General features: G+C 59.8%; 17 protein-coding genes. 11 read left to right on the forward strand and 6 right to left on the reverse strand.

The window, feature by feature from the left end:
* Nucleotides 1–4: 4 nt before the first annotated feature.
* Together HUO14_RS01155 and HUO14_RS01160 are read right to left on the reverse strand one after the other, a co-directional pair.
* Entirely contained in the window at nt 5–706 is a 702-nt protein-coding gene (locus tag HUO14_RS01155; protein WP_217907877.1) for a class I SAM-dependent methyltransferase, read from the reverse strand.
* Between the two features lie 5 nt (nt 707–711).
* A complete protein-coding gene (locus tag HUO14_RS01160) occupies nt 712–1938 on the reverse strand; it encodes a BtaA family protein (protein WP_176278055.1) in 1227 nt (408 codons plus the stop codon).
* Nucleotides 1939–2113: 175 nt separating this feature from the next.
* Between HUO14_RS01160 and HUO14_RS01165 the strand changes: the two genes are divergently transcribed.
* Together HUO14_RS01165 and HUO14_RS01170 are read left to right on the forward strand one after the other, a co-directional pair.
* A complete protein-coding gene (locus tag HUO14_RS01165; RefSeq protein ID WP_176278056.1) occupies nt 2114–3355 on the forward strand; it encodes a putative DNA modification/repair radical SAM protein in 1242 nt (413 codons plus the stop codon).
* Between the two features lie 5 nt (nt 3356–3360).
* On the forward strand, nt 3361–4842 hold the full coding sequence (locus HUO14_RS01170) for a UdgX family uracil-DNA binding protein (protein WP_246255121.1): 1482 nt from the start codon (nt 3361–3363) through the stop codon (nt 4840–4842).
* Between the two features lie 13 nt (nt 4843–4855).
* Here the strand turns inward: HUO14_RS01170 and HUO14_RS01175 are convergent, their stop codons facing one another.
* A complete protein-coding gene (locus tag HUO14_RS01175) occupies nt 4856–6094 on the reverse strand; it encodes a mechanosensitive ion channel family protein (protein ID WP_176278057.1) in 1239 nt (412 codons plus the stop codon).
* Nucleotides 6095–6279: 185 nt separating this feature from the next.
* On the opposite strand from HUO14_RS01175, the gene HUO14_RS01180 reads away from it, so the two are divergent.
* On the forward strand, nt 6280–7470 hold the full coding sequence (locus HUO14_RS01180; protein WP_176278058.1) for a potassium/proton antiporter: 1191 nt from the start codon (nt 6280–6282) through the stop codon (nt 7468–7470).
* A gap of 31 nt (nt 7471–7501) precedes the next feature.
* Here HUO14_RS01180 and HUO14_RS01185 read toward each other — a convergent pair whose 3' ends face one another.
* The gene (locus tag HUO14_RS01185) at nt 7502–8788 is read right to left on the reverse strand and encodes an OmpP1/FadL family transporter (protein WP_246255122.1); all 1287 of its coding nucleotides are present in this window, start codon (nt 8786–8788) and stop codon (nt 7502–7504) included.
* Between the two features lie 182 nt (nt 8789–8970).
* On the opposite strand from HUO14_RS01185, the gene HUO14_RS01190 reads away from it, so the two are divergent.
* The 3 genes from HUO14_RS01190 to HUO14_RS01200 all read left to right on the forward strand — a co-directional run bounded on the left by HUO14_RS01190 (nt 8971) and on the right by HUO14_RS01200 (nt 12670).
* Nucleotides 8971–9372 (forward strand): DUF2946 family protein, encoded by a 402-nt coding sequence (locus tag HUO14_RS01190; RefSeq protein WP_176278059.1) that lies wholly within the window; start codon nt 8971–8973, stop codon nt 9370–9372.
* Nucleotides 9373–9515: 143 nt separating this feature from the next.
* Nucleotides 9516–11567 carry a TonB-dependent receptor gene (locus HUO14_RS01195; protein ID WP_176278060.1) on the forward strand — a complete coding sequence of 684 codons (2052 nt, stop codon included), beginning with the start codon at nt 9516–9518 and terminating at the stop codon, nt 11565–11567.
* Complete coding sequence (locus tag HUO14_RS01200) at nt 11567–12670, forward strand: PepSY-associated TM helix domain-containing protein (RefSeq protein ID WP_176278061.1); 1104 nt, start codon at nt 11567–11569, stop codon at nt 12668–12670. Before HUO14_RS01195 ends, HUO14_RS01200 begins: the two co-directional genes overlap by 1 nt.
* A gap of 540 nt (nt 12671–13210) precedes the next feature.
* Here HUO14_RS01200 and purD read toward each other — a convergent pair.
* Entirely contained in the window at nt 13211–14491 is a 1281-nt protein-coding gene (purD, locus tag HUO14_RS01205) for a phosphoribosylamine--glycine ligase (protein WP_176278062.1), read from the reverse strand.
* Between purD and xseA the strand changes: the two genes are divergently transcribed.
* The 3 genes from xseA (at nt 14490) to HUO14_RS01220 (ending at nt 17117) form a co-directional block, all read left to right on the forward strand.
* Complete coding sequence (gene xseA, locus HUO14_RS01210) at nt 14490–15956, forward strand: exodeoxyribonuclease VII large subunit (RefSeq protein WP_176278063.1); 1467 nt, start codon at nt 14490–14492, stop codon at nt 15954–15956. The two genes, purD and xseA, sit on opposite strands and share 2 nt — an antisense overlap.
* Nucleotides 15957–16038: 82 nt before the next feature.
* A complete protein-coding gene (locus HUO14_RS01215; RefSeq protein ID WP_176278064.1) occupies nt 16039–16248 on the forward strand; it encodes a DUF2093 domain-containing protein in 210 nt (69 codons plus the stop codon).
* 8 nt (nt 16249–16256) lie between these two features.
* Complete coding sequence (locus HUO14_RS01220) at nt 16257–17117, forward strand: M23 family metallopeptidase (protein ID WP_246255132.1); 861 nt, start codon at nt 16257–16259, stop codon at nt 17115–17117.
* 19 nt (nt 17118–17136) lie between these two features.
* Here HUO14_RS01220 and HUO14_RS01225 read toward each other — a convergent pair whose 3' ends face one another.
* Complete coding sequence (locus tag HUO14_RS01225; protein ID WP_176278065.1) at nt 17137–17709, reverse strand: hypothetical protein; 573 nt, start codon at nt 17707–17709, stop codon at nt 17137–17139.
* A 354-nt stretch (nt 17710–18063) separates the two neighbouring features.
* Here HUO14_RS01225 and HUO14_RS01230 point away from each other — a divergent pair, with 354 nt between their 5' ends.
* Together HUO14_RS01230 and HUO14_RS01235 are read left to right on the forward strand one after the other, a co-directional pair.
* Nucleotides 18064–21045 (forward strand): TonB-dependent receptor domain-containing protein, encoded by a 2982-nt coding sequence (locus tag HUO14_RS01230; protein ID WP_176278066.1) that lies wholly within the window; start codon nt 18064–18066, stop codon nt 21043–21045.
* Between the two features lie 252 nt (nt 21046–21297).
* Complete coding sequence (locus tag HUO14_RS01235) at nt 21298–21609, forward strand: hypothetical protein (RefSeq protein ID WP_176278067.1); 312 nt, start codon at nt 21298–21300, stop codon at nt 21607–21609.
* The last annotated feature ends 17 nt before the right edge of the window (nt 21610–21626 follow it).

The raw sequence follows: 21626 nt of genomic DNA on the forward strand, positions 1-21626 counted from the left end.
CGGCCTAGGTTTCTTCCTTGATCGGCCTACTGGCTCCGGGCGGGCGGATCACGAAACGCCAGCTATAGCCCCGATATTGCGGGACAAATTCGCTACTTGTTCCGATCTCGCAGTCCAGTTCGGTCAGAAAGCGGTGCAGATGCTTGCGCGGTTCGACATGAAACACGGCCAGCCAGCGCTGCAATAGCGAGCGAAACGGGGCGGGCAATTGCTCGGACTGGCCGAAATCGACAATGTGCAATTCTCCGCCCGGCGCCAGCAGCGCCACTGCCTGCCGGATCGCGCCCTGCCAGTCGGGGATCATCGACAGGCAGAAAGACAGGAAAATCCGGTCGAACGTGCGGGCCTCTCGCGGCATCGCCAGCGCCGGATTTTCGGCATCGCCGTGGAACAGGGTGATCCGGTCCTTCTGCCCGCTCTGCGCCAGATTCTTGCGCGCCACCTTCAGCATTTCCGAGCTGATATCAAAGCCGTAGAATTCCGCGTCCGGCCATACCTTCGCTGCGCGAACCAGATTGCGCGCGGTGCCGCAGCCGATCTCCAGCACCCGGCCCCTCGGCGGCGGGTTCAGTTCTTCGATCAACTGGTCGCGGCCCAGCAGATAATATTTGCGGGTCAGATCGTAGATACCGCTCTGGCTGCGGTAGACACGATCCATCAGCTTCGCGTGGCGATCGCTGGCCCGCTTGCGCAAAATATCGTCCATCAGGCTCATTTCAGCCGGTACAGATGCATCGCGCCATAAATGGCCGAGCGGTCCTTGCGGGTCAGCGCCTGTGACAGCTCAGCATCATAATCCCAGGCGGAAAGCAGTTCGTTGGTCACCCGGCCCGGGAGCAAGGTCTCTTCCGCAGCGGTCCGGAACAGCACCCGCGCGCGCGGCTTGGCGGTCCGGTCGATTTCGCTCCACAGCCGGTTGAGCTGCTGGTCGGTCATCCAGTCCTGCGCGTCGAGCAATATATAGCGATCCAGCGAACCGGCATCCTGGCTGGCGAGAAAATCGATGAAATTCTGATGGCGGATGTCCAGCTTCTGGCTGCGCTCGCCCAGCCAGTCGAAACTCGCTGCTTCCAGATAGGGCGGCACCGATCCCGGTTCGGCGCTCTGATAGGCGCGGCCAAAGGCCTGCTGCGCGAAATAATTGTCGACCAGCGGAAAATCGCAGGCCAGTTTGCGGGTCCGCTCGCACAGCACGTCGGCCATATGGCGGTCACCGGCCAGCGCCCGATATTGTGCCGGCGGAATGCCGAGGCCGAACAGCGCCATCGGGTTGGAACAGAGGAAACGCATCAGCTTCTTGCCGAACAGCGGCCCGATATGCCGTTCGAACAATTCAATCTGTTCCTCGCGCGTCCGCGCCGCCATCATCAGCGACGGCTTCGCGCCGCCGAGCCGCCCCAATATATGCACCAGCCCGATAAAATTGCCGAGCAGGCCCTTGCGATAGAAACCCTTGGCAAAACCGTTGATCCGCCGGCGTCCGAAATGGTCGCGTCCGTCCCAATATTTGCGGCTGGCTTCGTCGAGATGCGGTCGTAGCCGGTCGCGATAGACAGCAAGATTTTCCTTGTGATCGGCCCGACCGAAAAAGCGGAAGAAATCCTCGTGGCTGTCCAATTGCTGTGCCGCCACCGATTTCAGCCGGTTGAGCGCGATATGGGCGGCATTGAGATCGACGGCAGTGATCTTCGCCGGATTGGCGCGCAGATAGGACAGGGCGTTGCATCCGCCGCTGGCAATGGTGACGATATGGTGATCCGGCCGGATGTCCAGCGCCTCCATGTCGGCAACCGGATCTTCCCAGATTTGCGGATAGACCAGCCCGCGAAAGGCGAGCGAGAAGGCCCGCTCGAGCAGCCCGGCCTTGCTCGCCCGGTTCTGCAATATCGCATCGTTCAATATGGTGGACTGTTTGACGAAACCCGCTTGTGCGCTCATGAAGCCTCTCCAATCGTCTGGATCATGATGGGCATTTAGCCCGATGCAATGACCGCCGCGTGACCGGCGTGTGACAGGATTGAGACGGCGGAGCGGGATTTAAGGGCGCCCGACATTCGGCGAAAATCCTAATCCATGCTATTGAACAAAACGGGAACATGGATTAGGACAGGCCATGTCAAAAATTTCCCGCTCCGATAAACTGGCGATTCTCGCGGACGCCGCGAAATATGATGCGTCCTGTGCCTCGAGCGGCTCGGTCAAGCGCAATTCCGCTAAATCGGGGGGCATCGGCTCGACCGGCGGCATGGGCATCTGCCACAGCTATGCGCCGGACGGCCGCTGTATCTCGCTGCTGAAAATCCTGATGACCAACTATTGCATGTTCGACTGTCTCTATTGCATCAACCGCTCGTCCAGCAACGTCCGGCGCGCCGCGTTCACGGTGCAGGAAATTGTCGATCTCACGCTGGATTTCTACAAGCGCAATTATATCGAGGGGCTGTTCCTTTCCTCCGGCATCATCCGCAGTCCGGACTATACGATGGAGCAACTGGTCGAGGTCGCCCGTCGCCTGCGGGAGGTGCACAAGTTCGGTGGCTATATCCATCTCAAAACCATTCCCGAAGCGGATCCGGAACTGCTCAGGCAGGCGGGCCAATATGCCGATCGTCTGTCGATCAACATCGAACTGCCCGACGATGAATCGATCGCCCGGCTGGCACCGGAAAAGGACGGCAAGCTGATCCGCCGCACCATGGACAATCTCGGCAAAAAGGTGCGCGAGGCCAAGGCGGAGCGCAAAAGCTCGCGCAAGGCGCCGCTGTTCGCGCCGGGCGGCCACAGCACCCAGATGATCATAGGCGCCGACGCATCCGACGATGCCAAGATCCTGACCACCAGCAACGGGCTCTATGGCAGCTATGGCCTGAAGCGCGTCTATTATTCGGCCTTCAGCCCGATCCCCGACGCCAGCAGCAACCTGCCGGTGCAGGCGCCGCCCCTGTTGCGCGAGCACCGCCTCTATCAGGCCGACTGGCTGCTGCGTTTCTACGGCTTTTCCGTCGCGGAAATCATGGAGGGCGGTTCGGCTGGCCAGCTCGACCTGACCATTGATCCGAAACTCGCATGGGCGCTGCAAAACCGCGCAGGCTTTCCGGTCAATATCAATCTGGCCGACAAGGAAAGCCTGCTGCGCATTCCCGGGCTGGGCGGCAAGGGCGTGGGCAAGATATTGCAGGCCCGCCGCTTTACCGCCCTGCGGCTGGCCGACCTCGAACGCATTTGCCAGTCGGTGAAGAAGATTTTGCCGTTCATCACCACCGCTGACTGGCACCCCGGCAAGCAGCTGGATTCCCTCAATCTCTACGACCGGCTGAAGCCGCCTCCCGAGCAGCTCAGCCTGTTTGGGGCCTGACGGCCATGAACATGATGACTGCTCCTATTCAGGGCGCGTACCGGATCACGCTGGCCAGCGAAGTCGACCGGGACGGCTGGCGCGACCATGCGCGGCGGCTGTTGCAGGCAGGCATCGCGCCGGAGCAGGTGACCTGGACGGTCGAGGGGCGGCGGGAGGCAGGCGAACTGGATCTGTCACCATCCGCGATCTTTCCGGAACAAGGCAGCGATCCGATCGCGCCTCCTGTCCGCATATCAAAAACGCTGCTGTCGCTGATCAACACCGCGCTGCTGCACAGCAACGAGGACCGTTTCGATCTGGCCTATCGCATCCTCTATCGCGCGCAATCGATTCCCGGTCTGCACCGCAATCCTGCCGACCCGGATATGCTCAAACTCAACCGCCACGCCAAGGCGATCCGCCGCGACATCCACAAGATGCACGCTTTCGTCCGCTTCCGTAAAATCGGTGACAGCGCAGGCCGCGAGCAATTTGTCGCCTGGTTCGAACCGGACCATCATATCACCCAAGCGGTCGCGCCCTTTTTTCGCAACCGCTTCACCGGCATGGACTGGCTGATCGTCACCCCCGGCGCCAGCATCGCCTGGGACGGACAAAAGCTCTCGGTCGGGCCCGGTGGCTGCAAGGATGACGTGCCGCAAGAGGATGTGATCGAGGCGGAATGGCGGACTTACTACGCCAATATCTTCAACCCCGCCCGGGTCAAGATCGGCGCGATGAAGTCCGAAATGCCGATGAAATACTGGAAAAACCTGCCCGAAGCCGAACTGATCCCCTCGCTGCTGGAACAGGCCGGGACGCGGGTCGAGGCGATGGTGGCGCGCGGGCAGGAGGATATGTTATTCGAGGACAGGATGGACAAACCGGCCGCCAATTTGCCGACCTCGCTGGACCAGCTTTACACGCTGCTCGAACAGCAGACCGACGCGCCGATGGAGAAATTCTCCGACCGGCTGGTGCGCGGAATCGGCCCCGACCACGCCGATCTCATGATCATCGGCGAACAGCCCGGCGATCAGGAGGACAGGGAGGGCAGGCCCTTCGTCGGGCCGGCCGGCCAGTTGCTCGACCGGGTCTTCGAGGAAACCGGGATCGACCGGCAGCAGACATTCCTGACCAACGCGGTAAAACGCTTCAAATATACGCAGCGGGGCAAGCGGCGGCTCCACGAAACGCCGAACGTCGGCGAGATCAACTACTATCGCTGGTGGATCGAACAGGAGATACGGCTGGTCGATCCCAGGCTGGTCGTCGCACTGGGCGCAACTGCCGCCCGCAGCCTGACCGGAAAGCCGGTGAAAATCTCCCGCCATCGCGGCGAGATATTATCCGGCGCCGACGGCCGCTCGATCCTGATCACCGTGCATCCGTCCTATCTGCTGCGCATCCCCGACGAGCAGGGCCGTCAGGTCGAATATGCCAAATTCGTCCGCGATCTGCAGCTGGCGAACCAATTCGTGCGTCAGGAGCGGACATCGCGATGATGTCCGTTCACTTTTACGCGGCCAGCCCGCGCTGCAGATCGAGGCCGCTCGGTGCCTGAAAGAGGCGCAGCCCGAATTCGGGCAGGATCGCGAGCATATGATCGAAAATATCCGACTGGATATCTTCATATTCATTCCAGTCGGTCGTGTTGGTGAAGCAGTAAATCTCTACTGGCAGCCCTTGAGCCGTCGGATCAAGCTGGCGTACCAGCAGCGTCATCCCGCCGGTAATATGGCTGTTGGCGCGCAGATATTCGACGACATAGGCGCGAAAGGTGCCGATATTGGTGACCCGGCGGGCGTTGACCTCGTCGCGTCCGGCTTTCTCGATCGGGGCGTTCCATTCGCCCAGTTCGGCTTGCTTGTGGCCGAGATATTCGTCGAGCAGCTGAAAGCGTCGAAACCCGTCCTTTTCCTCGCGCGTCAGAAAACGGATGCCATTTTGGTCGATGAAGATCGACCGCTTGATCCGCCTGCCGCCCGCTTCGGACATGCCGCGCCAGTTCTTGAAGCTCTCCGAGATCAGGCGATGCGTGGGAATGGTGGTGATCGTCTTGTCCCAGTTCTGCACCTTGACGGTGTGCAGGGCAATATCGATGACATCGCCGTCGGCGTTGAGCGCCGGCATCTCGATCCAGTCGCCGACCCGCAGCATGTCGTTAGACGTGAGTTGAACGGACGCAACCAGCGACAGCAGCGTGTCCTTGAACACCAGAAGGATTACCGCTGCCATCGCACCGAGGCCTGACAGGAGCAGCAGGGGCGATTCATCCATCAGCGCGGAGATGATCAGGATCGTCGCGCTGACATAGAGGATGATCTTGAGCAGCTGAATATAGCCCTTGATCGGCCGTGTCGCAGAACTTGGTCGATGCTCGTATATGTCGTTGGCAAGGGTGAGCGCCTTGCTCAGCGCCATCGCGATGAACAGGATGATCGAGGCGGACACCACATTGCTGATCAGAGTGATTACCGGTGCTGGCAAATGGGGAACCGCACCAACGCCGTTCGAGATGATAAGCGCCGGAACGATATTGGCCAGTCGTGCCGCGACCGGAACCGGCGTGATGTCGTCATAGGGCATCCAGCGCGTAACGATGCGCAGCACGATATGCTTGATGATGAAATTGGCGACCCACGCAATGGCAAGGAGGATGCAGATGCCGACAAGCGTTTGGCCTGAGGGCGCGAGGTTGGGAAGGAAGGGAATGCTATCTATGATGGATAGGCTTTCGCTCTGAAATTGCTGCATGGCGTCATGCCCGCACGGATGGCGGGCTCTGTCTCCGTTTTCGGGGGATGTGAGGCGAGGACGAATTATGACCGGCGGCACCGGCAGTGTCAACTCCGGCGACTCAGGGTTTTTCACCTCTCGACATGCCACTCCGCTTGCTATTAAGTGTTGCTCAACACCCCCCCCCGATGGTCAGGAGTTATATGGCTTTCTTCAACACCGAAATGACCTTGCTCATATTGGGTGTCATCCTCCTCGCCACCGTTCTCGCCGGAACCTTGTCCAGCCGCTTCGGATTTCCGGCGCTGGTCGGATTTATCGGTCTCGGCATATTGGCCGGGGTCGAGGGGCCGGGCGGCTTCTATTTTGAAAATTTCGAACTGACCCAGGGGATTGGCATAGCCTGCCTGCTGTTCATCCTGTTCTCCGGTGGCATGGACACCGATTGGCGCGACGTTCGGCGGATGGCGGCCCCGGCCTTGCTGCTCGCCACCATCGGCGTTCTGGTCAGCGCCGGCATCGTCGCACTTTCCGCGATTTTCATTCTGGGTTTCGGTCCGCTGCAGGGTGCATTGCTGGGTGCGGTTATCGCATCGACCGATGCTGCAGCGGTATTTGCCGTCCTGCGTTCCTCCGGTCTCGATCTTCACGGCGATGTCCCGGCGCTGATCGAAACCGAATCCGGGTCCAACGATCCGATGGCAATCTTTCTTGTCGGCGCGGCGCTGTTCCTGATCGAAAGTCCCACGGCGTCTCCCCTGCAGCTTGCGCCCGATTTTGCCATCCAGATGGTGATGGGCGCTATCGTCGGTGTCGGTGTCGGCTTCGGAATGCCCGAAATTCTCAAACGCGGCGGCTATCAACAGGGCGGCCTGGCTTTTGTCATCTCGATTGCAGCCGCGCTGATCGCCTTCGGTCTTGCCGAAGTGCTTGCCGGGAACGGTTTTCTCGCCAGCTATGTCGCCGGCATCGTTGCCGGTAACAGGACCTATGCCGCCAAAGCAACCGTGTCCGGCTTTCAGGACGGAATGGCCTGGCTCTCGCAGGTGGTGATGTTCTTCACTCTTGGACTGCTGGTCACGCCCTCCAACCTCGGACCTGTCATCGTTCCAGGGCTTTCCATCACTTTCATCCTGATGTTCGTCGCCCGACCGCTCAGCGTTTTCATCTGCCTCGCACCTTTCCGCCAGTTCGACTGGCGATCGAAGCTGTTCGTGTCCTGGGCCGGTCTGCGCGGCGCAGTGCCCATCGTGCTTGCGACATTCCCGATGGTTGCCGGCGTGCCGGGTGCCTTCGCGATCTTCAATGTCGTCTTCTTCGTCGTGCTGCTGTCCAGCGTCATCCAGGGACCGACGATAAAATGGGCAGCGGACCGTCTCGGCGTCAGAAGCTGACTATCTGACGCCTGAAGCGTTCAAGGCCGGCCTAGAAACCGAAGCCCAGCGAAAATCCGATCGCGGTTTCGGCAAGCCGGATATTCGCCTCGCCGCCGCCAAAGGGGGCCGGGATTGATCCGGAACCATTGACCGTCTGGCGCGGCGCGCGCATGGCATAGCCGGTGATCTCGAATTTCTCCGATAGTTTGTGCGTCGCTCCGACGGTGTAGTGATCGCGGACCACGCCGGGCGCCAATATATTGAGCAATGTTTCCGACTGCGGGACCGGGTTGTCGGAACGGCCATAGCCTGCGCGCAGGGTCAGCTTGTCGCTGGCCTGATAGACCGCGCCGACCTTCCAGACATCGATATCGTCCCAGCCGAAGCCGGGGCCGTTGTCCGCGCCGAACGGGACGCCCTGAAGCAAAGACGAAATCGGGTTGCCGACCGAATTGACGCCCGAATATTCGATATGCTTGAAATCCGCGCCCAGGGTCAGCCGCGGCGTCGCGTCGACCGAGACGCCCGCGCCCCAGGACGCCGGCATGTTGAACCCGCCCTGTTCCGCGAACAATCCGGCATAGCGGTCGAATTCGGTGGTCCAGACCTCCGACTGATAGAAAGCCCCGACGCGGACATTGTCACCAAAACTGCCGAGATAGCCGACACGAAATCCGGCACCAAAGGCCCAGTCCTCGCCGCGATTGGAGAAATTGGCAGGATCCTGCGAATTGGCTGCGAATGGCTGGATACCTGTGGCTTCAAAGCTTTGGACGACGAAATGCGGTGAAAGGCCAAGGCTCTGCCCCTCGGCAAATTCCACGGCGATGGTCGGCGCGATCGAAATCTGCCGCAGGTTCACGCCGGCCGGTCCGGTGGCACCGAAGCTGGCGAACGGGTTGGTCTTGTAGGCGGTGTTCATGCCGCCATTGCCGTTGACCGCAAGGCCGACCGAAACCGTATCGGACAAAGGCCTGACATAGGCGAATTCCGGCAAAATAAAGGGATTGGCATCATTGCCGGAATAGACCCCGTCGAGCCCCGCCTGATTGCCGATAATCTCGGACCCGCGATCGGGGATGAAGACCTCGAAACCGACATCCAGCCGGTGCTCGATGGCGGTCGCGGATGCCGGGTTGCTGGCGATCGAGAAAGCGTCCTGCGGCATGGCAATCGCCACGCCCCCCGCACCCTTGGCCTTGGCACCGACCCCATTGAGGAAATAGCCGTCGGTCGCCTGCGCGGTGCCCGGCATGCAAAGCGCCGCACCGGCGAGCAGGATAGCGGCCAGCGAAAGGGCCTGGCGATTGGCGGCAGGGACAAGGAAACGGGACATGACGATACGACTTTCTGTTGATGTACCGGCGGGGTGGGAGAGGGTGTTCGCCGGAGCGCGTCCCTAGCGATCCCGACCCGCGCGCAGCAAGTTAGGAAAGGTTGCGGGCGACGTAGCTGAGCTTGGCGACGCAGCATGTCTTCGCTGATGACAAGCCGGAGCGAAACAATTAACAGGCGCCGATGGATTCGATCCGCACCCTGATCCGCAACAACGGTACGCTGGCAGCCTGTCTGCTCGCCGCCGCATTGCTGTTCAAGCTGCTGGTTCCGGCTGGCTATATGGTGACGAGCGACAATATGGTGCTGACCGTTGTCATCTGCTCTGATTCCACCGGCGAACAGCTCACGCGAGAGATATCGGTCCCGATGAAAGGGTCTACCGGCGCGGAGCATGAAAAGGGCAACAATGATTGCCCTTATACCGGACTGGCGAAAAGCGCGGTTGCTGGCGTGGACCTGGCGCTGCTCGCCTCGGCCATCGCTTTTGTTCTGGCGCTCGCATTCGCGCCGCAGATATCGTCCGGGGCAAGCGATACGGCACGCCTGCGCCCGCCCTCCAGAGGGCCACCGCTGGCTGCCTGACGCAGCTACTCGGCAAAATCCAATGCGCAAAAACGGTGGCGGACCGGCAAGGTCCGTATCGCCATGCGCCATTCATCTAGCCCGATCCGGCTGCGTTCGAACCGCAATATCATGTTTGAACCCATCAATATCGGATACCCATAATGAAGATTTCCTATCCTGCGCTGGCCGCAGGCCTCCTTTTTGCCGTCAATGCCGTCCCCGCTCTGGCCGAAGTATCAGGAGAGAGCAGCGACGCCTCTACGCCCGCCACAAACAAACCTGACACCAGCTTCTCGGTCGGTGAAATCGTCGTGACCGCACGCGGCATGGCGGGCAGCACCGACAATGTCCTGACTTCGGTCGACCGGCTCGGCGGTGACATTGCGCAGAACGCCGATGTCGACAATGTCTACGAACTGATCGGCCGGATGCCGGGCATATTGGTGACCGACTTTAACCAGGGCACGACCAGCGGCAAATTTTCGATGCGCGGCTTCAATGGCGAGGGCAATATCAACGCGGTCAAGCTGCTGATCGACGGCATCCCCTCGAACAGCAACGACGGCAATATGCCCTATATCGATATGGCCTTTCCGCTGAACATTGCCGTTATCGAGGTGGTCCGCGGCACCTCCGACCCGCGCTATGGCCTGCATGCCATTGCCGGCAGCGCCAATATCATCACCCGCTCCGGCGGCACCTATGTCGACGCGCGCGGTTCGGTCGGCAGTTACGACAGTTTCGAAGGGCAGCTGGTCGCCGGACTGGAAAGCGGCAATATCACGCAAAATTACCAGATCGCCTATCGCGAGAGCGACGGCTATCGCGATCATAGCGACAGCCAGCGGTTCAGCCTGTCCGGCAAATGGGGGCTGGCGCTGGGCGAAAACGTCAAGCTGAGCGCCATCGCGCGCTATTATGATGCGGACGCGGAAGAGCCCGGCTATCTGACTTTCGCCGATAGCCGTTCCAACCCGCGCATGACCAACGACTATAACGAGTCCGACGGCGATTCCCGCGGTCTGCAACAATATGCGCTGACGCTCGATGCCGCCCTGTCCGACCGGCTCGACTGGTCGAACATGGCCTATTACAACCGCTTCCGCGACGATCGTTTTGTCAAATTCTCCGCCGGAGCCTCGCAGCAGCGCCGCCTGACGCAGGAAGACCAATATGGTGTCTCCACCGCGCTCCACTGGCATGGCGATCTGTCCGGCGTAGCATTGATGCTGGAGGCAGGCGGCAATATCGAATGGCAGGACAATCGCTCGGCCCGCTGGCTTTCGGTCGAACGCGTGCCGACCAGCCAGACCCGCGACCAGCAGTTCGACCTTTCGGTCGGCGGCGCCTATGTCCAGGCGATCATCGAACCGGCGAACTGGCTGCGAATCACGCCCGCCTACCGGATCGACTGGGTCGGCGGCGATTTCAACAATTTGCTCAGCGATACGTCCGCGCCGATCAATGATTATGGCAGCATCGACCAGCCGAAACTGTCGGTGGCCATTTTCCCGAGCGATGGTGTCACCCTCTATGGCAACTGGGGCAAGACCTTCCAGATTGGTTTGGGGTCCGGAGCCTATCTGATCCCGCCGCGCCAGATCGATCTGGCCCCGTCGATCAACAGCGGCTGGGAACTGGGCGCAAAATATCAACTGGGTGACAGGGTAGAGGCGCGTGTCGCTTATTGGGAGCAGAGCGCCACCGGAGAAATCGCCCGCAAGCTCAACGATCCGCTGGGCGATTTCGAGAATGTCGGCGGCACCGACCGCAATGGCGTCGATGTGCAGTTGCGCGTCAAGCCGATGGCGGACCTGTCTTTGTGGGGCGCATTGTCCTGGCAGAAGGCCGTTATATCGGTGCCATCGCCGGCGACGCCGGAACTGGCCGGCAACGAAATCAACCACACGCCGCGCTGGCTCTGGTCCGGCGGTATCGAATATTCTCCGCTGGAGCCGCTCACCCTGTCGCTGACCGGGCGCGGGCAATCCTCTTACTATCTCACCACCGCCAATGCGGAGGGCAAATGGGGTGATCTGAACATATTCGACGCCAGCATCGCCTATCGGCTGAACCAGAATGTCGAACTCGGTCTGACGGTCAAGAACCTGGGCGACAGCTATTATGAATATGTCTGGTGGGACGGTTCGCAGACGCTGCACAGCCCGGCCAATGGCCGCAACGTCACCGCCAGCGCCCGGCTGCGCTTCTGATGCAGATCAGAGGAGACCGGCTGCGCCGCGCGGTGCGCGCGCTCCATCTGTGGTTGGGGCTGGGCATCGGCGGCCTGCTGGTCTTGCTCGGCCTGACCGGTTCGGTCCTCACCTTCTACCCGGAACTGGATGCTTTGCTGCATCCGGATATCCGGGTGGAGGCCGGCGCGCCCGACTGGGACCGCGCGCTGAACACGGTTCGTCAGGCCTATCCGGAAAAACAGGGACCGTGGCGGTTTGAAGTGACCGGCAAGCCCGGCGCGATCCCCGCGCGCTATTATAATCCACCGGAGCGGGCCGGCCATGATTTCCGGCCGATGATGGTCTGGCTTTCCCCCGATGGCTCGCAGCTACTGCGCCGCGACTATTGGGGCGAATATGCGGTGACCTTCATCTATGATCTGCATTACCGGCTGTTGCTCGGGGAGACCGGCGGTACCGTGCTCGGCTGGCTGGGCTTCGTCCTGCTCGCGCTGTTGCTCAGCGGTATATGGGCCTGGTGGCCCAAAGGTTCCTGGCGAAAGGCACTGCGGCTCAAACCCGGCGCCCATCCGCACCGCAGCCTGCGGGATTGGCACAAGCTTACCGGACTGTCCGGCCTGGTGTTTCTGCTGATCCTGACGGTGACCGGGATCATGCTGGCGCTGCCGGAGGAAAGCGACACGGTGCTCGCCTCGATCGGATTGCCGGTCGACCCGATGCCCCATGTTCATTCCGCCTCAACCCCATCCGTACAGCCGGTCAGCGTCGTCCATATCGTGCGTGCTGGCCGCGCGGCCCTGCCGCAAGCCCGCCTCGCCTGGATCGAAACACCACCGGAACAGGGCGGCCATTTCCGCCTGCGCATGCAGGTCCCCGGCGACCCCAGCTTTCGCTTCCCGCACAGCTATGTCTGGGTGGACAGCGGCAGCGCCAAGGTAGTGGCGATCCACGACGCGCGACAGGCCCGGACCGGCAGCAAGATCAACAACTGGCTGCACCCGCTGCACGACGGGTCGGCCGGCGGCCTGACGGGACGAATATTGGTCGCGCTGTGCGGATTGTTGCCGAGCATATTGTTCGTAACCGGGGTACTGCGCTGGCGATCAAGGCGGCAAGGGTGAGGGTTTGCCGGACCGTAGTGGCAAGGTACCCCACCAGCGGAACGCCCTCATCCAACTTCGCCTAATCCTTCAGATAAGGCTTCGTATCCTTCTCCCTCACGGGAGAAGGTGGGAAAATGCTGTCCTACATCTGACTCAATCCGGTATGATCGAACCCGCTCCGCGCCATGGGCGGGACGGGCTCTTTGACAATCTGGATAGGATCGCGGCGCTGGCGGCGGGGTGCGTGTTCCAAACGGACCGGTTTCGGCGGCAATCTGGAAGATTACACTCGATGACCGGTTGGTTTCCTACAAATGCTGGAATTTTGCGGCCTGGGGGCAAAGATTACAGAAAATAAAAGCGGATGTTTGTGTAAAGTTCACGGCGCGCCGCAAAAATGTCGGGCTCGCACGAAGACACGAAGCCACAAAGCGCAATCTCTTCGTGCCTTCGTGTCTTCGTGCGAGTCCCATAAACTTGCTCTCGGCAAACGGTTACCAAATACTGTTATTGGCCCCAACTTTGACAAACTTTGGCGCGCCAGACCTACGAGAAAGCCTAGTGGCCCGCTTCCCGCGCAACCTCGCGCCAACCGATGTCGCGGCGGCAAAAGCCGCTCTCGAAATCAATCTGGTCGACCGCGGCATAAGCCTTGGCCTGCGCCTCGGTGGCGCTGTCGCCCAGCGCGGTGACGTTGAGCACGCGACCGCCGCTGGCAACCAGTGCGCCGTCCACCTCGGTGGTACCGGCGTGAAATATCTTGGCGCCCTCCCGTTCGGCTCGCGCCAGATTCTGGATCTTGCCGCCTTTTTCCGGTGTCGCAGGATAGCCCTTGGCGGCCATAACCACGGTGAGCGCGGTTTCGGGGGCAAAGACCGGGGCGCTGGTCTGGGCGAGGTCGCCCTTGGCGGTGCGCATCAGCAGCTTGGCGAGATCGCTTTCCAGCCGCATCATCAGCACCTGGCATTCCGGGTCACCGAAGCGGGCGTTATATTCGATCAGCTGCGGGCCGGTTTCGGTCAGCATTAGCCCGGCGAACAGCACGCCGCTATAGGGCGTGCCCTCGGCGGCCAATGTGTCGACGGTCGGCTGGATGATCTCGTCCATCACCTGCTGTTGCAGGGCGGCGGTGAGGACAGGGGCGGGGCTGTAGGCGCCCATGCCGCCGGTGTTCGGGCCAGTATCGCCTTCGCCGACGCGCTTGTGATCCTGCGCGGTGCCGAAGGGGACGACCGACTTGCCGTCGGTGATCGCGAAGAAACTGGCTTCCTCGCCGGTCAGAAATTCCTCGATCACCACTTCCGCGCCGGCTGCGCCAAAGCCGCCGCCAAACATGTCGGTGATCGCGGCCTCGGCTTCTTCGCGGGTCTCGGCGATGATCACGCCTTTACCGGCGGCCAGACCATCGGCCTTGATCACGACGGGAATGGAGAAGCCGTCGAGCGCCTTGAGCGCGTCGGCGGCGCTGCTGGTCCGGACATAGCCGGCGGTCGGGATATTGGCGCGGCTGCACAGGTCCTTGGTGAAGCCCTTGGAGCCCTCTAGCTGGGCGGCTGCCTTGTCGGGACCGAACACCGCTATGTCGGCGGCGCGCAGGCTGTTGCCCAGACCGTCGACCAGCGGCGCTTCGGGACCGACGACGACCAGATCGATGCGCTTGCTCTGGCAGAAGCGGACAACCGCGTCATGATCGGCGATGTCCAGCGTCACCGGTCCGGCATGTTGCGCGATGCCCGGATTTCCCGGTGTCGCGTAGAATTTCTCGAGAGAAGGGGATTGCGCCAGCTTCCAGGCCAAGGCATGTTCGCGGCCACCGGAGCCAATCAACAGGATATTCATGGACGATTCCCTCTCATTAGACGCGAAGCTCCTAGCCGAGAGCGGGCAGGGTGACAACGCCCCGCCGCTCAGCGTTTCGGAAATTTCCGGCGCGCTCAAGCGGGTGGTCGAGGATCGCTTCGGTTATGTCCGGATCCGGGGCGAAATCTCGGGCTTCAAGCGGGCGGCGTCGGGCCATGTCTATCTCGCGCTGAAGGATGACAAGGCGGTGATCGACGGGGTGATGTGGAAGGGCAATGCCGGACGGCTGCCGTTCCGGCCCGAGGATGGCATCGAGGTCGTCGTCTCGGGCAAGCTCACCACCTATCCCGGCCGTTCGAAATATCAGGTCGTGATCGACAAGATGGAACTGGCGGGCGAGGGCGCGCTGATGGCCCTGTTCGAGAAGCTCAAGGCCAAGCTGCTCGGTGAAGGGCTGTTTGATCAGGACCGCAAGAAACCGATTCCCTTCCTGCCCAAAACCATCGGCGTGGTCACATCGCCGACCGGCTCGGTGATCCGCGATATCCTCCACCGCCTCGCCGACCGCTGCCCCAGCCATGTCATCGTCTGGCCGGTGCTGGTCCAGGGCGAGGGCGCGGCGAAGCAGATATCCCACGCCATTCGCGGCTTCTCCGAGATGGCCCCGGACGGCCCGGTCGCCCGGCCCGATCTGGTGATCGTCGCCCGCGGTGGCGGTTCGATCGAGGACCTGTGGAGCTTCAATGAGGAGGCAGTGGTCCGCGCGGTGGCGGATTGTTCGATCCCGATTATCTCGGCCGTGGGGCACGAGACCGATACAACGCTTTGCGATTTCGCCGCCGACCTGCGCGCACCAACGCCGACCGCTGCCGCCGAAATGGCGGTACCGGTCCGCGCGGAATGGCTGGCAACCCTGTCCGAGGGCAAGGCGCGGATGGCGCGCAGCGTGCAACGCAGTCTGAACACGGCGCAGGAGCGGCTGGAGGCGCAGCGCCGCCTGATGCCGGCGCTGACCGATCTGCTCCGCCCGCACCAGCAGCGGGTCGACGAGACGTCCGAGCGGATGAAATATGGCATGAGCCAGAATATCGCCCACGCCCGCAGCCGCTTCGCCAATAGCGCGGGGGCCTTGCGGCCCTCGATATTGAAGCAGCGGCTGGCCCGCTCGCAGGAGCAGTTCCGGCGGCTGGACCTGCCGGTCAGTCTTGTGCAGCGGCCCCTAGCGGACGCGCAGCAGCGGCTCGACGCGCTGTGGCGCCTGGCGCAGCAGGTCTCTCCCGACGGTCCGCTCAAGCGCGGCTATGCCAGGGTATCGGGACCGGATGGCAGGCTGATCGCCAACCGCGCCGCCGCGATAAAGGCCGGCGATCTCGATCTGCATTTCCAGGACGGAGTCGTTGGCGCGACGGTCACGGACAAGGCGCCAGCCAGGCCAAAGCCTGCCCCACCATCGGCGAGCCGAGTCAAAAAAGCGCCGGATGACAGGCAGAAGGATTTATTCTAGGGGCAATTGCGTTAGGATTGGCCGGCCTCGGTAATCATGACCGTAAATCGCAGGTAAAGGATTCAGGGAGTATAAACGTCCTATGTTAATGTCCAATCGCAACAAGGTGGCAAAGCTGCATTATATGCCGAACGGCTTTCGTCCGCTTTCTTCGGGCGACCATGTTCTCTGCGCGGTGACCGGCGAGGCTATCCCGCTCGACGAGCTGCGTTACTGGAGCGTCGAAAAGCAGGAGCCTTATGCCACTGCACAAATCTCGGCGCACGCTCATCTGCCGGAAGATGAGCGGTGAGACGACGGTTGAAAATCGTTCTCGGCGCTTTGACGATGGCGGCTACCGCCGTCCCGGCAGCAATTGTATATGCCGAAGCCAATGACACCGAACAGTCGGCATTTCGCGAGGCGGTAAAATTCGGCTTTAGCGGTGAAGCGATCCAGGGCGGCGTGATGATCGGCGACGCGCCCGCAGGCACCGCCAGCCTGTCTTTCGATGGCGACCCGGTTCCCGTCGACGAGGATGGCAAGTTCATTATCGCGTTCAATCGCGACGCCGGACAGGCAGCGCATCTGGTTGCCACGCTGGGCAACGGACAGACGGTCCGCAAGTTCATCAATATCGCTCCGCGCAAATGGCAGATTGAACATGTCAGCCTCAATCGCGGCGGACGCACCGCCAGCGAGTCCTTCAAGCGCCGCCGCGCACCGGAATTGGCGCAGATCAACGCGGCGCGCAGCGTCAAGAGCGACAGCGCCGGCTGGCGTCAGAATTTCATCTGGCCGGTCAAGGGCAGAATTTCCGGCATGTTCGGTAATCAACGCATCTATAACGGCTCGCCGGGCAGTTATCACAGCGGGATCGATATCGCCGCCGCCAACGGCACTTATTATGTCGCGCCCGCCGACGGCGTCGTGACACTGGCGGCGAGTAGCCCGTTCACGCTCGAAGGCAATCTGCTGATGATTGACCACGGCATGGGTCTCAACAGCGCGTTTCTGCACAGTTCGGAAATCCTGGTGGAAGCCGGGGAGGTCGTCAAGCGCGGCCAGCCCATCGGCCGCATCGGCTCAACCGGTAGCGCCACCGGGCCGCATCTGCACTGGTCGATGAAGTGGAATCAGGCGAGGATCGACCCGATCCTGCTGACCGGGGCGATGGACTAGCTATGGAAGGTTCCGGCTTTTAATTCGTAACCCGTTTGACTTTGAAGCCTCGGCCTTCATTCACCTTGGCCAGATAGCTGCCCAAAGCCGCACGTTCGATCGTGATCGAATCGCCTGCCTTTGGCCTGCGCATTGTGCTGCGGGGAGGCTCGGTCTGCTGCCAAACCGCTCCCTCTTCCAGCTGGATCAGCCATTTGCCGCTGCGAATCGTTCGCGCAGACTTGATAATCCCTTCAATTGACTCGATTTGCTCGCCTTCATCGCCTTCACCGTCGAACAGCTTGATCCTTGGCAGTGTCAGTCCGAACAGTCCACGCCGCGCTTCGCGCACTTGTTCGCGATCGGCGATAACCACCTGGTTGGAGGATTGGGCCGTCTGCAGAGTTGTCACCTTTTCATCGTAGCAGGCCAGACGAGCGGTCGGATCGGCGACGTCCTTGCAAGCCACCAGTTCGGTATAGACAGTTGGCGGTGCCGTTAGCGCTTTTCTGCGATCGACCTCCTGAGCAGATGCCGGGGCACTAGTGATGCCTGCCGCCACTGTTATAGTCGCTGAAATCAAGCTTGCGACGAGCCATTTTGAACCAACCATGCTGAATTTTCCCGTTATCCGACTTCAGATTTCTTTTTACATAAGCAATCGCGCTACGCGAGGCAATTCATTGTTGAACGAACGGGGTGAGCCGACTGTGCTGCAAGTGTAGGGCCACCAAACATGATAATTATCCCCAATTTTGGCGGCCATGACACTGTGACAAAATAGTTACAATCTCTACAAAAACTGCCCTTTTCCCTGAACAGAAGCTTTACAGGCCACAAGCCTTGTTGCAATTGACCTCCAACTCGGTGGTCGAATCCGTGCGTTTGGGGCGCGCTGATTGCCATCGATCAACAACCGGGGATCGGCCATAATGGTCAACCTCTCCAGAATAAGGGACTGGATTACATGAGAAAATATTCAAACCTGAAGGCATCCGTTGCACCTATGGTGCTCGGACTCGCTATGGTTTCTACGCCTGCATTTGCGCAAGACCAGGAAGCAGCCGAGACCGCTGAAAGCGTCATCGTTGTTACGGGTTCGCGCATCAGCAATCCAAATCTGGAGCTTTCGAGCCCAGTTGGCGTTGTAACTTCCGAAGAACTGGAATTGCGTCAGACCAACACTGCTGAACAGTTCCTTCGTGAACTGCCATCGGCAATTCCATCAACCGGCTCTGCGGTCAACAACGGCAACGGCGGCTCGTCCTTCGTTAACCTTCGTGGTATCGGTTCGCAGCGTAACCTGGTTCTTCTCGACGGACGTCGCTTCGTTCCTGCCGACACAACCGGCCGCGTCGACCTTAACAGCATCCCATTGGCTGTTATCGAGCGTACCGACGTTTTGACCGGTGGTGCTACGACCACTTATGGTGCGGACGCAATCTCCGGCGTTGTTAACTTCATCACCAAGCGCGACTTTGCTGGCGTTGAAATCAACCTGTCCGAGCAGATCACAGAAGAAGGCGACGGCAACGTGTTCCGCGCTGACATGACCATTGGTGCCAACTTCGATGATGGCCGTGGTAATGTTGTTCTGAGCGTTGGTTATCAGGATCAGGATGCTGTATATCAGGGCGATCGCTCATTCGGTGAAAACAACATCAGTTCTTACACCGGCGATGCCGGCGGTTCTTCGAACGCCATTCCTGCTGTTATCGTTGGCCCCATCCCGGGCGGCTTTGGTCAGATTGCTCCAGACGGACAGACAGTTCTGAGCGGCGTTTTTGATCGTCCATTCAACTTCAACCCATTCAACATTTTCCAGACGCCATTCGAGCGGTTCAATATTTTCAGCTCCGCACGTTATGAAATCAACGAGAATGTCGAAGTTTACTCTCAGGCTGCTTTCTCCAAGCAGACCGTGTCGACGATTATCGCTCCTGGCGGCTCGTTTTTCAACAACTACGATATCAACCTGAACAACCCAACCATTCCGGATGGCATTGCCAATCAGTTCTGTGCGGGTCTTGGCTTGACTGCTGCTCAATGTACCGCTGGCAGAAATACGCAATTTGGTCCAACCTTGGCTGATGGTTCGGCAAACCCTGATTTCGTGAACATCAACACCCAGGTCCGTCGTCGTTCGATCGAAGCCGGTACCCGTGACTCGATCTACACCTCGACCCTGTTCAACATGGTTGTAGGTGCTCGTGGCGCGATCACCGACAACATCAGCTATGATGTTTCGGGTACATATGGTGAAAGCGAACGCATTCAGACCCAGACCGGCTTCTTCCGCCGTTCGCGTCTCGATGATGCTTTGTATGTTCTGCCCGATGGTACGTGTATTTCGGGCAACGACGGTTGTGCACCGATCAACCTTTTCGGTCTTGAAGGCGACCTGGGTTCACAGGCTGCGATTGATTACGTGTCCGGCTTGACACAGCAGGTTATCACGAAAACTTCGATCGCAACGGTTAACGCTTCGGTTACCGGTGACCTCGGCTTCGGCATTTCCGAAACACCTATCCAGTTCGCAGTCGGTGGCGAGTATCGTTCATTTACCGCTTCGCGCGTTTCTGATGATGCTTCGAAAACACCGGGTGCCGTTGTTGGTGCCGGTGGTGCTGCTCCGGACATTTTCGGTTCCTACGATGTGTATGACGCTTTTGGCGAAGTTAGCATTCCGGTATTCGAAGGTGAATCTTTCGCAGAAAGCCTGACCGTCGATCTCGGTGCTCGTTATTCCGATTACTCCACTGCGGGTACGGAATTCACCTGGAAAGCTGGCGGTAGCTGGGAAGTTATTCCTGGTCTGACCTTCCGTGGCAACTATCAGCGTTCTTCGCGCGCACCGAATATCGGTGAACTGTTCGCACCGGTTTCCACTGGTCTGAGCAACCTGGGTTCCGATCCTTGTGCCGGTCCAACTGCTCCAACCGGAAATCTGCTCGCAGCTTGTTTGCTTCAGGTTCCAGCCGGAAGCACCGGTGCTGCCGCGATCCAGGCGGGTACACTGCTTCAGCCAGCCGCTGGTCAGATTAACATCACCACTGGTGGCAACCCGAATCTGGGAACGGAAACGGCAAAAACATGGACCGTTGGTACGGCATTCCAGCCAGACGCAATTCCGGGCTTCGCTCTGACCGTTGACTATTTCAACATCAAAGTGACCGGCGCTGTATCTTCGCCAACGGTTGGCGATGCTGTCGATGCATGTTTCTTGGCTCCATCGGCTACGAACCCAGCCTGTGGTCCGACATTCATCTCGCGTAACCCTGCTACGGGTGGCCTTGACGGTGATCCGTCGACGACCAGAGGCCTGATCCTGCAACAGAGCAATCTGGGCCGTATCGCCACCGATGGTATCGATCTGAGCATGCGGTACAACACGGACCTCAGCGACATGATCAGCCTCAGCCTGTCATTCGACGGTACCTGGACCAACAAGAATACGTTCCAGGCAACGGCTACCGGTTTGGATCGTGATTGCGTTGGCTTCTACTCCGTTAACTGTGGTTCGCCTCAGTCGGAATTCGCCTTCTCGCAGCGTACGTCGATGACATTTGACGAAGACTACACGCTGTCATTGCGCTGGCGCTACCTGAGCGCGCTGCAGTACGAGCCTGCAGTGAATAACGCAGAAATCGCTGCTGCTCTTGCTGATCCAGCTGGTTGCCCTGATGCACTCGGTGCGGATCCTGGTGGATGCGTAGTAAATCCTGAGTTCACAACCATCCCGGCTGAGCATTATTTTGATCTGTCGTTCCAGTGGGATGTTAGTGAAAATGTATTGTTCACTCTGACAGCGCAGAATCTGCTGAACAACAAGCCAAAGCTGGTTGGTTCGGACATCGGTTCTACGTCGTACAACTCCGGTAACGTCTATCCATCGTCTTATGACGCTCTGGGCCGTCGTTATGGCGCGAGCGTGAAATTCACTTTCTGATCCCAGCGATTAGAATTGAACAAAAGAGGGCGGGCCAATTGGTCCGCCCTTTTTCTTTGTATCGTTGAGCTTTTGCTCTCTGCATGTTAAGAATAGAGCATCTGCAAGCAGGGAGTTCCTTGTGAAGCTCAGTAGTCCAATGAGCCTTTATCAAACCCGTGTGGTTGACAACAGTTAGGCTAGCTTTACATTGCAATAAGCCGAGACTGGCGGCAGTTTGACTGTACATTTTCCGATATTTACGGAGGCGTTATGAAAATTCTTGTTCAAACCGTGGCTGCAGGCGCCCTGATCGCGATTGCCTTTGTCGTACCCACCTTATCGGCGTACGCCACAAAGAGTGACAATATCGAGTCCAAGTCGAAAGCGCCGCAGAAGATTACCGACCGACGTCACCCGGATTACGTCCGCTGCCGGTCTGAGCCAATCATCGGCTCTCTGGCACGCAAACGCCGAATCTGCATGACCAATGCAGAATGGGCCGAATATGTAAAAGCTGGCTCGAGAGACTCGAAGCAATTTGTCGAGGATATGCAGGTTGGGATTGATCAAAACGCACAATGATGCAATTTTCCAATACA

Source organism: Parasphingorhabdus flavimaris (assembly GCF_013371215.1).
Classification (GTDB): Bacteria; Pseudomonadota; Alphaproteobacteria; order Sphingomonadales; family Sphingomonadaceae; genus Parasphingorhabdus; species Parasphingorhabdus flavimaris.